At 58.3% G+C, this 13,050-nt stretch carries 7 protein-coding genes; 2 read left to right on the forward strand and 5 right to left on the reverse strand.

Annotation, left to right across the window (positions count from 1 at the left end):
• Positions 1-241: 241 nt before the first annotated feature.
• Both DSM3645_RS01470 and DSM3645_RS01475 read left to right on the forward strand, forming a co-directional pair.
• Entirely contained in the window at positions 242-5,122 is a 4,881-nt protein-coding gene (locus DSM3645_RS01470) for a hypothetical protein (protein ID WP_081444675.1), read from the forward strand.
• Positions 5,123-5,139: 17 nt separating this feature from the next.
• The gene (locus DSM3645_RS01475) at positions 5,140-9,531 is read left to right on the forward strand and encodes a carboxypeptidase-like regulatory domain-containing protein (protein WP_002650205.1); all 4,392 of its coding nucleotides are present in this window, start codon (positions 5,140-5,142) and stop codon (positions 9,529-9,531) included.
• Positions 9,532-10,094: 563 nt separating this feature from the next.
• Here DSM3645_RS01475 and DSM3645_RS29140 read toward each other — a convergent pair.
• From DSM3645_RS29140 to DSM3645_RS01495, 5 genes are all read right to left on the reverse strand, one after another.
• On the reverse strand, positions 10,095-10,643 hold the full coding sequence (locus DSM3645_RS29140; RefSeq protein WP_002650207.1) for an REP-associated tyrosine transposase: 549 nt from the start codon (positions 10,641-10,643) through the stop codon (positions 10,095-10,097).
• 139 nt (positions 10,644-10,782) lie between these two features.
• A complete protein-coding gene (locus DSM3645_RS30780) occupies positions 10,783-11,271 on the reverse strand; it encodes an IS110 family transposase (RefSeq protein WP_050769277.1) in 489 nt (162 codons plus the stop codon).
• Between the two features lie 72 nt (positions 11,272-11,343).
• Positions 11,344-11,736, reverse strand: coding sequence for an IS110 family transposase (locus DSM3645_RS30785; RefSeq protein ID WP_002650210.1), 393 nt, complete (start codon positions 11,734-11,736; stop codon positions 11,344-11,346).
• A 413-nt stretch (positions 11,737-12,149) separates the two neighbouring features.
• The gene (locus DSM3645_RS01490) at positions 12,150-12,371 is read right to left on the reverse strand and encodes a hypothetical protein (protein ID WP_002650211.1); all 222 of its coding nucleotides are present in this window, start codon (positions 12,369-12,371) and stop codon (positions 12,150-12,152) included.
• A 21-nt stretch (positions 12,372-12,392) separates the two neighbouring features.
• Entirely contained in the window at positions 12,393-13,004 is a 612-nt protein-coding gene (locus DSM3645_RS01495; protein ID WP_002650212.1) for a DUF6677 family protein, read from the reverse strand.
• Positions 13,005-13,050: the final 46 nt, after the last annotated feature.

Below are 13,050 nucleotides of genomic sequence, written 5' to 3' on the forward strand. Positions count from 1 at the left end.
CGTGGAGAAAACGCGACGAATAACCTCGCGGCCTGCGTAGACTGCGACGAATACGACAACCGCGATCGCTGCAGCGACTGTAGCTGCCGTTGCGACTGCAACGATTCTTTTGATTGCGGCGAATGACGGCAATTTAAACTTCTACGAGAAGAATGCGGGAAGTCGTTTGCCCCTCGAAAACGTTGATGTAGAGTTGCATGGTTTATTTCTGCAACATCCACTGAGGCGAAACGGCAACGTCATGACTCGAAGCCGCAATACCCAAGCGAATTCCAATTCTCCATCCCGCGGAGAACAGGGCGAACAACAGCGTTGGCAGGCCCTCGATGCGCCGCGCCGCCACCAGTGGAAGCGACTGCAATTGCCGCTCGCGATCGCGCTGCTTTGCGGATTCGTGCTGGTCATCTTGTGGGCGAGTAGTTGGTTGCGCCCGCCGCGGCCGACCCGTTTCATCCTGGCAGGCGCCGGATACGAGACCAATCTTTCCGTGCCGGAAAATGCGCTCGGCTGGAATGTCTTGGTCGACCTGCAGAGCGTTTCGAACGACGCCCAGACGCAGCGCTATTGGGGACATCGTCTGCTGCGTAGCGGCGACGGGCCGCAGCGCATGCAAATTGGCTGGCGTCCCAGCCTAGAAGGGGTGGAAGAAAACAACGTGGTGCTGATGCTGACCGGGCATGGTTTTGTCGGTGACAAAGGGCCCGCGCTGTTGCCAGAAAAAGTCGATCTGACCAAGCGTCCCGAAACGATCAACATTGTCGACATCATCGCCGACCTGCAAAAACTGCCTACACAAACCAACAAGCTGCTGATCATCGACAGCTGTCGCACTATCGTCGCTCCCCAATTGGGTTTGTTGACGAACAGCTTCTCTGCGTCGTTACGCGACATGGATGAAGAGATTCGTAAAGTGCCGAACCTCTCGGTCGTAGTCGCCGCCGACGTCGATCAGCAAGCTTGGAACTTTTTCCAACAGCGCCGCACTGCGCTAGGTCATTATGTCATTGAAGGGCTGCGCGGCGCGATCATTGACGACGACGATGACGGCCGGATCGACGCCGCCGAATTGTTCCGTTATGTCGACGACGAATTGATGCAATTCGCCGCCGCCAATCACAACCGTCGACAAAGCGTTTTAATGCTTCCGACCGGCGACGACGGAAAGAAGCGCGCCGACGAATTTGATCTGGGCGTATTGCGTCCCGGCTACGAGCCGTCGAAAAGCCCCACTCCCATCGCTTCGAGCCAATGGGAATGGATGAACGAGTTCTGGCAACAGCAACAGACGTTGTCTCAAGCGCAACCATCGGTGCTGCGATATTCGCCGCATGCCTGGCGACGCTATCAAGAGACGTTGTTACGGATGGAGTCGTTGCTGATCGCCGGCGACATCGCCAACGCGTCGCGATTACGAAGTTCGGCCTCGGAGTTGGCCTCCGCGTTTGCGAGTCGGCGACGTATGCCTTTGCAATCACAGGACTTGTCCCTGTCATGGCGAACCGCCGCCGGTTGGTTTCAACCGACGCCGGCTGCCGTTACTTCGGCGGCGACGCTCTTAACGTCGACGGCGCCGCAAGATGTTCGCGCGACCTACGATACAGCGGCGCAACAACAGATCGCCGACGGCGTTTCCGAAGCGGCGTTCTCTGACGCATTGCGTCGCGAACTGTTGCTTCGCGCCGCCGAAGATCCGATTCATCAATTGGCGAAAAACTGGCAAGTGATTCGCTCGATTGGTCAGGCCAACGAGACGGGACCGACCGAACTGGTCTTCGTCGAACTGCTCTGCCAACAAATTGACATGAAGTCATTATCGCCGGCGGACGCCGAAGTGATCGGCAGCGCCATCAAGACGAACCTGCTGGCCGAACAAGCCGCTTCCGCCGCGGCGACCTGGAGCGCAGCATTCGCGTCACGCGTTGGCGCCGCAGATTTAGAACGCCGTATCGGCCAGGACTACTTGTTTATCGACTCGGCGGCTCGCTTGAAAGCGGTCGCGCAAATCAATTCGGCCTCCAAGGCCTACGCGTCGATCATGAATGACGTCGCCATTTTGAACCGTGCGACCGAAGCTCGCAACTCCGCTTTGGCGGAACTGCCTTTCTACAACCATTGGACGATCGCGACTCCGCCTGAATCGGGCGGCGAGGGATTGGAGATTCAAGTAACGCAGCTGTGGCAGTCGGCCCATGCGTTGGATAACCAGTTAAACAGCGCAGCGGCGGCGACTTCGGCGACGCCGGAAATGTTGTCGGCGCTCGCCGCTTTGACGACCAAAGTCGAGCAACAGCGTTTGGAATTGAAAAAGCAGAACGAACAAGAGCAGAGCGCCGCCTTTGTCGCAGACCCCAGCGAGTCGCTGCGACGTTTGAGCCGCGCCATGTTGTTGCCGGCGGCTGACGCCGAGTCGCGCCGCAAGTTGTTGATCGCCTGCATCGACGCGACCGGCGCCGAGATTTCTCGCGGCCAACAACCGGCGCCGTCGATCGAGCAGCAAGAGAAGTTCGCCAAGATCGATGCAGCTCGCGCCGGACATCTGGCGCTCGCGAAATTTGGCGACGCCTGGTACGACCAACTGAGCGGCTCGCGTGATGACGCTTATCTGATGACCAGCCATCGGCTGGAAGTCTTTGGCGTCGAACAACTGTGGCGCGAGACGATCGCCCAGATCGGCGACGACTACGCTCAAAAATGGCGCGAGCTGATCCAGCTGAACACCAACATCGATCGCGACGACATGGATCTGGTGATGATCGATCGAATCGCTTCGCAGTCGCGCATCATTCCTAGCGTCGTGCTGGCCGTCGACGACGACGCTCGTGATGCTCGCCAAGCGACATTGGCCGCAGCGGCGCTGCAGTTCGCCCAACGCGCCTGGAATGAACATTGGGATGATCAAGGCCAGGTTCCCTACTACCTACGCGCCGCTCGACTGTTGACCGCCGACGCCGTTCGCTTCGCGCTGCATCCGCAGAAAACGACCCAGGAAGCGGCGCCCTGGCAAAAACCGGGCGACTTTGCGATCACGTCGATTCCGCTGAGAAACTGGACGACGGAATCGACCGAGTCGTATCACTTTGATTTGAACATCGCCGGAGAGAACCCGCCCCACGGTATCCCCCGCTTTGGATTCTCCACCAACGGCCTGTTGCATTTGGCGGTGGATGATGACGCCAGACGAGGCATCGAATGGACCGGCGGCAAAACCCGCAGCATTGACGTGTTGGTCGAAGCCGATCTCAATAGCAAGACGCTTGAGAAGGACGCCGCCGAGATCGATGCGCGCGTCGATGGAGCCGTCTTCTTTCGCGGGCATCTCTCGAAGGCCGACACCAAAGTGGTGATTCACCGCCGACCTTCCAATCATTTGGTCAGCAATCCGGCGCCAGACGCCGCCAATCTGGCGATTGTCGCTTCGCCTGAACTGCATCAGCAGTACGGCTCGGGCGACGCGGCGATCTCGATCGTGCTGGATGCTTCCGGCAGCATGGGCGCCGCGGCTGGTCAGCCTTTCGGTCCGCAAACGAAATATGCGGAAGCCGTTCGCGCACTCGATCGATTGCTGGAGACGATCCCCGACGGAACGCAGGTGAGCGTTTGGACGTTTGGTCAGGCAATGGGATCTCAAAAGACGGTCGTCGAAGCGGAGCGGACGATTCAACGTCTGGTAGCGCCGATTATCTGGAATTCCAAAGACAAGTCGCAATACCAACAGTTGGTCAAAGCGATCACCTATCCGCAAGTCGAGCCTTGGAACGAGTCGCCGATTTTGCGGGCGATGATCTCGGCCAAGGGTGACCTGACCGGCGTCAACGGCCCCAAGACGATGCTGGTCATCACGGACGGCGCCGACAACCGCTTCGTCAACGATTCGACGGTCAATCCGCGCGGACGTAGCGTCGCCGAGGCGCTGTTCGACATCTTTGACGGCAGCGGAATCTCGATTCAAGTCGTCGGCTTCAAAGTGGTCAGCGCTGAAGCCGCGCTGGCCCAAAAGCAATTTGAACTGGTCGAACAACTTTATCCTCCCGGCGGTTTCTATCTGATCGATCGCGTCGAAGCGCTCGAGGCGCACCTGGCCAACGTCCTGAGTCGACGGTTGACCTTTGTGACCGCCGATCCGCGACAACGCAAACCAGGTCCGGAACATCCCATCGGCGATATCGGCGGCGGGCAAATCTGGCTGACGCCGATGCTCAAGCCGGGACGTTTGGCGATCGAAACGCCGGTCGATCCGGCGCTGGCGCCGACGATCTTCCTGCAGCGCGGCGACCTGATGTTGTTGCAACTCACTTCGCAAAGCGATCAACTTTCGCTGGAAACGGCCGACTACTTGGCCCAACGTTTTCCGGATCGGCCGACGATGACTTCCTCTGGTTGGAAGTCGGCGCTGCTGCAAAATCGCATTAACGGCGACAACCTCGAACTCACCATGGGCCTGCAACAACAGAGCATGCAACTGGGCGAGTTGTCAGTAATCAAACCGGCCCGGGTCTGGTTTAGCGTGGGACGTCCTGACGGCAATGACGCCGCTTCCAGCGTGACGCGTCAAGATGGATTTCCGATGGCGACCTACAGTATTGCGGCGACGGATTGGCCGATCACCGGCAATGTGGCGGCGCCAACCGTCAGCGCCTGGTGGAGCGCCGAAGGCGACAATCTGGGCGTCATTCTGCGTTCTCCCAATGACTACGCCAGCTTAGAAGCGATTCAAAACCAGAACGTCGAAACCGACGCCGGGCAACTCCAAATCCTGAGCGTCAACGTCGAGCAAACTCAGTGCGTCGGCGCCGATGGCAAACAGGCGCTCGTCCGTCGCTTGGTGATTCGCACCCAAGCCGCCCCCGGCGAAATCGTCTGGTGCGAACCGATTGGATACAAGCCGGCAGGCGTCGAGATCAAAGCGTTTCGAGATATCGGCGCCGCGACTTCGTACTTCTGGCCAGTTCCCGACGGGAACATTGATGACATCGTGGCCGGCTTGCGAGTCGTGGCGCTGAAAGACTTCAAGCGACACTCCGAACTGCGCGGCCAATACGTTCAATTTAACGAACTCGCGACCCCCGCGACTCGCGACTTTGCTCCCCGTCCGGCGCTGCGACTTACCGGCGACAAAAACTAGTCAAGGCAAAATGACGCATGAATCAATCGCCTGAGTCTCCTTTGTGGCGACAATTTGACCTCCGTTCGCGATCCGAAGCGACCACGCCCAGCGGACGTTTTTCGTACCGCACCGTGATCGCGTTGGTGCTTGCGCTGGCGCTGATCGGCGGCTTCGCCGGAACGCTCGCCTGGTTTCGCGCCCAACCGCGGACGCAGTTCGTCAGTTGCATCGTCACTCGTTTTGGTCAGTTGGACGTGCAAGATCGGACGGCGCACGACGCCGACCTGCGAGCGATGATCGCCTCCGGTTACTTCTCCGATGGAGGCAAAGCGTCCCGCGGCGTCTTGCATCGGGGTCAACTGATCGAACGTTTTCTCAATTTGCGAAAAGCGGCGAAGGACGATACGGTCATCGTCTATCTCTCGAGCTACGCCACCTTGCAGGAAGATGGCGACGTCGACCTGGTTCCCTCGGACTGGAATCTCTCGGAAGGCGGCGCTTCGCTGGCGCAACTGATGTCGGCGCTGCGAGATTGTCCCGCTCAGCGAAAACTGCTGCTGTTTGATATCGCTCCCTTTGCATTATCCGACAATCAAGCGACCGGCGTGCAAACGGCGGCGGCCAATATTATCGAGCAACTGGATGATCCTCATTTGGCCGTACTGTTCAGCTGCGGATCGGATCAGATGCCGCAATTGAATGAATCGCTGGGCCGCTCCCTCTTCGGCTACTTTGTCGAAACTGGTCTGCAAGGAGCGGCGGACGGTTGGGGAAGTTACGCCGACGGCCGAATCATCGCCAGCGAACTGGCCGAGTATGTGCGCGCTCGCACGATCGAGCTGAGCCTGGCGACCAGCGGCATCTTGCAAGCGCCGTACATGACCGGAAAGACAGATCGCGATTGGGAGCTGTCGAGCGTCAATTCACACGCGACGACCGACCTTGTCGACACGCAGCGCAAATATCCCGAATGGCTTACCGCCGCCTGGAAAACGCGCAATTCGCAGCTGCAAGCGGGCAAAGAACGCTTCACGCCGATCGCTTTCGATCAGCTCGATCGCGTCTTGCTGCAGTCCGAACGAGAATGGCGACTTGGTGACGACTCGGATCGCACCCAGCGCGACTTCCAACTCGCCAATCACTTGTTGAACAAGCGACTTGCCGAATTCGCAGCCGTGCGCGATTCGTTTCCGAACGTTTCCTTGTCGGACTATCGCCAAGAGGGACAACAAGCGCCCAAAGAGGTCGCCTCCGAAGTCGCCAACTATTTCGCATCGCTCGATGATCTGGTCTCCCTCCCCGATGCGCAGCGAATCGCCGCGATGAAAAAAATGCAAACCGAGTTGCAAGCGAAGTTAAAAGCGGCGACTCGCATGCAAGTCGCTCTGGCGATTGATGATCAATTACAGCAACTCGAAGTTTTTCAGCCCGCAAAATTCTCGGCCGCGTCCGACTTGTTGCAGCTGTGGGAACCTCATCCGCGGCAAATCGAAGAAGCGTACTGGCTCTGGCTCTCCCGTTTAAAACCGAACGATCCCAACGCGCTTCGCTTTTACCATTGCATTTCGCAACAGCAGCAAATCTCGGCGCGGCTAGAGCCGTTGCCGTGGATTCTGAGTCAGATGTCCTCCTCCGATCAATACTTGCAAGCCGCCAAAGTCGGGCTGAAGTCCCCCGGCTATTTGCCGCCGACTTGGAATACGCAACAACTCAACACGGCGCAGCCCCAGTTGGATCGTCTGGATCAACTGTCGGCCCGCATCGCGACGGCCTACGATGTTGCGCGGCGCGGGTATCGACTTAGTTGGCTGCTGGCCGAAGAAGCGGTCTTCAATCCGGATTCGTCGGTAAAAGTTCGCTCGGCGATGGGTCAAATTGACGTTTTGATGACGAGTTACTCGTTGAAAGGATCCCAAGCTCCCTTCTCCAAAAGTCAAGACCGCACGGCGATGATCGATCAAGGAGTCGAAATCTCGGTGCAACTCGGCAAGACCTTGGACGAACTCTCGCAAACTCCTACCGACACGCAGATCAGCCAATGGATCGCCGAGCTGACCAGCTCGCAGCCGAGCCTCAGCACGTACCGTCACGCCGATGTCTTGCTGCGAACTCCTTGGGTCGCCGTGGAGCAACGCGCCAAACTATGCGCCGCATTGCACAAAGCGTCGTTCACACTGACTTCTTCCGCATTAAGCGCGACGCCGCTCTCGTATCGCGAAGTTGATTTAGAGGCGCACGCGAATGTCAATTCGCAATTGGCCTGCTATCTGCACGGATTTTATTACAAGCAAAAGCCTGCCGACGCAATGTCGCAAAGCGTCGATCAGCCGGAAATGGGAGAGAAAACGACGGCCATTCCCCGCTGGCAAGCGCTCTTTCAGATGCAAGCCGACTATCGGCTCAAGCAAATGAAATTGATGCGTATCGGGCAAAGCGATGGAATTTTCGATAGCGTCGAGCGGCGATTGGCGCTCGTCGCCAGCTGTCCCGCGTTTCAACTCTCCAATAGCATCGGCCAAGTTCTTTCCCGCAACGGCCGCACGTCGATCGAAGTCGACTATCGCGTGATGACGGCCGACGCGCACGACAAGACGCCGCGAATCAACGTCATTTCTCCTTCAAGCGTTTTGACGGCGACCATCGACGCCGAAATCCCGGATCGCTCCGCCACGATTATGGTGAAAGCGACGCCGGAAGCGACCCCTTCGCAACTTGCCGCCGTGCAAGGAGTAATGATGACTTTCAAGATGCCGTGGGGAACCGTCTATCGACCGATTTCGCTGCCGCCGATGTTTGATCATGAGCTGGAGCTGCTGGTCGCTTCCACCTTGGATGGCCCTCAATCCGCGCTGACCGAGATCGATCTCCGCCCGATCGCCGGTCGACAAAGTCAGTACTGGTTCCTCCGCAACGTCACCGACAAGTCGCTCAGCGTTCAACTGCAGATCGACGCCGGCCAAACCTATCAACAAAAGCTCGACATCCCCCCGCGCGGCGTTGCGCCCGTCATCATCGCCGGCAAACCGATTGCGGCGCCAGCTCCGTTGCCAAGCGTCTCCGGCAAGATCACCATTCAAGCGACCGACGCCGCCAACGGAAACTCGCTGCTGCAGCAGGAACTCCCCTTGCGCGTATTGACTCCCCGCAGCTACGTCCAGGTTACTGACGCACGTTGCGAATATCGTCCCGGCGGAGCTCGCATCACGGCGACGCTTGCGGCGACCAACTTCCCCAGCGGACCTCCCTCGAGCGCACAGCTGGAAATCACGTCACAGGAATTTCCGAGCCTGGTCAACGTTGTCGGCGGCGTCTTGAGCAGCACGCTGGCCAGCGGCGACGAACAAGTGCAGCTTTCGGCCGACTTGCTGCTCTCGCCAACCGCTAGTCAAAGCGGCCAATGGCGCATCTCCGTCGACGGCTTTTCCCAAGCGTTTCGTTTTGACGGCATCGTGCCGACCAGCTCAGGGCTCTCCAGTCCCCAAGCGAACAACCAACCAGTGATCCGGCTGACGGCGCCGGCGATGTTGCGAACCGGCGATACATTGACCGCCGGGCTGATCGCCGAAAGCGCGCCGCAAGGCGCGTCGCTCGTCTGTCAGCTAGGAATCCCGAACAGCGGCGGTTTTCTCGCTGAACGAACGGCCACTTGTCCCACCGCACAGCAGTCGACCATCGGCTTCTCACCGATCGATCCGCATGGGGCGCTGCAGTGGACCGCTCGGCTGAATGATTGGAACGTGCAATTGGACACCACCGGCATCGTCGGACGGCGGCGCGTGCAATTGCAAATGTTGGACGCCGATGGCAATGTGATCGACCAAGCCTGGCAACCGATCGTCGTCGACGACTCGGCGCCGCGCAGTTTGCGTTTCACCACTTCACCCACATTGGCCCAGATCAAAAAGCCAGCTTCGTTCGCCGCCACCGCGTTTGACGGGGAGACCGGCGTCGCCCAAATGCAAATGTTTATCGGCGAGCCGTTTGACAACGCCGTGCCCAAAGACGCCAAGCTTGTGCCGATGATCTTAGGCGCTGACGATAACTTCGCTGGTCAACTGACGCTGAACGATCTCGGCCGCAACTTTGTGACCGTCGTTGCGACCAACGGCGTCGGCATTCAAGCCTTCAAAACCACGGCCGTGCATGTCCTCGAACAACTACCGCCGCCGATGGCCACCATCCGCGGAACCGTGCTGGAAGCCGGCCGCCCCCAACCAGGTTTGACGGTCACGTTGGCCGGAGCCGATGGCAAGCCGATCAAGACCAGCGAAACCAGCCCCAGCGGCGAATATGTCTTCGGACAATTGAAGCCCGGCGCCTATCAACTCTCGGTCGTCAAAGCCGCCGCCGCGCGCAACGCCAAAGCAACCGCCGTCGGCAAGCCCGATCAAACTTCGACGGTCGACCTGAACCTGACGCTGCAATAAGTCGAAGGTTGGACCGGACCGCTCTCTTTTTTTTCGTCGATCTCCTCCAGCTTGCCTGAGCGTTAAGCTGCGCAGCCTGGAGGCCGAGTCCAAAAGGTTGGACTGGACAGGACCGCTCCTATTTTTTTCGTCGATCTTCGCCAGCTTGCCTCAGTGATAAGCTGCGCGGTTTGGGGGCCGAGTCCAGTAGGTTGGACCGGACCGCGCTCCATTTTTTTCGTCGATCTTCTCACGCCTGCTTGGAGGGTTAAGTTGGGTAGTTTGGAAGTCGAGCCAAGAGGGACCGTCAGTAGATCGGGGATGTGCCAACGACCGGCGCGCTGCATGGACGCCGACGTCCCAGTTCGCCAAGCTCCCGCTCGTCGAAGCGCCGAATGCGCCTCAGCGAAACACCCCAAGATTTCGCCAACCCCGAATCGACCACGCATCCGTGCGCTTTGTCAATCGACAAAACGCAGACGGAACAGGCCGCGCAAGTCTGGTAGGGTGGGTGCAGAAAGCCGATTCCCGGCAACCAATTTCAAACGATATCGCCGGCTTGCGCAACCCACCGATTTCACCATTCATTCAAAATCACGAAACTCATCCCCATACCATACGTTTGCACTTCCCCAATTGCGATCGTATTTCCCTTCCCGTACGTATCGATGAAACGACGACCAAGGCCAGTCCATCACCCGCTCCACTAACCCATGCTTGAGCGGGTTCACATGGATGTAGTCTATGCAGCGACGAACATCATCCTCATCGCGGCAGGTGTGCTCAAAAAATCTTCGTTGCCAAACGCCAAGTTCTCCCTTGTCGACGCGACTTTGGGAGCGGGGCTGGCTTGTACCGCCTGTACGGCGCCATTGCTTGGTGAAGCGAGTTTTGATTTTTTTCCAACGCGTGGAATAATCATGATCTCCCTGCGGGAGAGTCCAGACGGTGTGGAGATGGTCGGGGAGCAAGACGAAGGCGGTCACCTCAAATGGTAGTTCGATTCGAACGTCGTGAATCGCTTCCCGCAAACCATGACGAGCGAGATCGGTGGTTAGAATCGGCTGACGCTTGTCGGTGACCACCGTGAAGAAGAAAACGTGGCCGATTCGTGATCTTCGGTAATTGCTCATGGCGACGTGATTGGTGGGTTACGCAAACCGGTGACGTCGATTGAAATTGATTCGATCGATCGCGGCTTGCTGCACCCACCCTACTATACTGCTAGGGTTCCTACAAACCAAACAAGTCGTGTAGCGACTGTCTTGATCGTCAAGCCGTTTTCAATTTCTCATTCCATGCTTTTCCCTCTTTGGCCATGAGATTGAGGATAGTAAGCAGCTTCCGCATGCAGGCGACCAGGGCGACCATTTTGGGTTTGCCTTCGGCGACCAGGCGGTCGTAAAACGCTTTGATCTTTGGGTTCCGTCTTGTCGCTACCAGCGTTGGCATGTAGAGCGCGTTTCGCACGTGCGATCGCCCTCCGCCGGTGGTGCGTTTGCCACGGAAAACGCCGCTGTCGCGGTTGATCGGAGCGAGACCGGCCAGCCGCGCCGCCTCCTTGCGATTCACGTGGCCAAGCTCTGGCAGTTCGATCGCCAGTCGGCACGCGGTTAGCACGCCGATGCCAGGCGTCGAGGCGAGCAGCGCCGTTGTTTGTTGCAACTGCGGATCCGAGTTGATCAACTGTTCCATTTGCTGCTGCAGCTGTTCGATTTCAGCATTGATGTAAGCCAAGTGCGACTCGACAGAGCGGCGCATGTTCGGCTCGCGAGTCGATTCGAGACGATTCTTCTCCTGCGTCCGCATGTTGATCAGTTGACAGCGTCGAGTCTATAAAGCCGTCAGATTCTCGAGTATTTGCGAGGTTTCTGGCATTGGCCGCGGCTCGTAACGTTGAGCGAATAGCGCCAGAATCTGAGCGTCGATCTTGTCGGTTTTGGCAAGTCGGTTCATGGAGCGCGCGAAATCGCGCGGCAGCCGCGGATTGACGACGGCGACCGGATAACCGCTGCACTGCAGCAGCTTCACCAGGTCATGATGGTAGCAGCCGGTCGCTTCGAGACAGATGATCTCAACGTCAAGCGGCTGGAGCAGATCCAGCAGTTGTTGCTGGCCGACCGCATTGGCTTCGAAGGTGTAAGTTTGACGGCTTCCCGTGATGGCGACGTCCCATTTGGATTTCGAAACGTCGACACCCACGCAAATTTTGTTAGTATCAGACATGTGCGAGGCCCAGCCTTGTGATACGAGCTGGCGTTACTGCGCCGCTCTGGCGACTGTTCGGGTTTCAGCACGAAAAAGCGGACGGCGACCCAGCTACGCTACGGTCTTACGACCAAGGGTGGGACGATCTGCCGCCCGCCGCTTTGTTCCGTCTCGCTCGCTACGCTCGCAAGACGGAACAAAGCCTTTTTCTATCTCACCTGCAGCTAGATTCAAGATACAAGGGTGGGTGCAGCAAAAACCGCGTTTGTTTTCACCACCACCAATCGGCGTGACCGGTTTGCGTAACCCACCGGAATCGTCGCGCCATCGGACCGCATTGGTGGGTTGCGCAAGCGGCCATGTTGTTTGAGATTGGGGGGCGGAAATCGCTTGCTCCACCCACCCTACGATGCTACGCGCTTACGATTGCCTTAAAACCACCAAGTGACCGCCAGCAAGATGACAAAGACGACGGCCATGAAGCCGACGATCCAGAGGGCCGTGTCCCAGGCATGTTCTAAGATCGGCGCCCAGCGTTCGTGACGGGTTGCGGCGTAGACCAGACTGACGACCACGATCAACGGCACTGCGTACAGCAAGCGCGTCGCCGGGAGGGCTGCGAAGAAGGTCATCGTGGTGAAGAGCGAGAACATGGTCGATATCCGCACACGTAGTTAGCTGTCGGCAGTTGTGGTCGCTTCGGTCGTATCGCTGGCCGTCTCATCCTCGGATGTGGGCGGATCTTCTTTGTTGTCGCGCTGGCGGCGCCGTTTTTCTTTTTCCGGAATGACAAAGACCGGGCCGGCGTAGGCGTCAAAGATGACCAGCACGTTCAACAGACCGGCGATCATCGTGTAGAGCGTCCCCATTTCAAAGCGAAAGCCATATTCGCGATGGAGCTGACCCAGTTCGTGGTCGTTGATCGGCGGCGCCATCAACGGGACGCCGAACAGTTGCAGAGCCGGTTCTCGATTTTTAACGCGATAGGCCTGATACAACGCCGGCGCGGCCGGCAACCCGACGCCGATTTGGCACAAATAGGGGAGACGTTTTTCGCTGATGTCCCAGCGTGCATAGACGACTCGTCCCCCTCCCATCGATAGTCCGACGAAGAAGGTGAACAAGATGCAGACCATGAACAAAATCCCTTTGCCCGTCCGGCCTTGGTAGATATGACCCGCCCCCGGCAACAGCCACGCCAACAGAAATGCGAGCTCGGGGTTCTTCAAATCGACTTGGACCGGAGCGAAGCGGTCTTCGCCGGTAGTCGACGACTGGTCAGCCATTTCTAATCCAATGGGGGGAAGACAACGGGGAGCAATCCCACAATCT

This window comes from Blastopirellula marina DSM 3645 (assembly GCF_000153105.1).
Classification (GTDB): domain Bacteria; phylum Planctomycetota; class Planctomycetia; order Pirellulales; family Pirellulaceae; genus Blastopirellula; species Blastopirellula marina.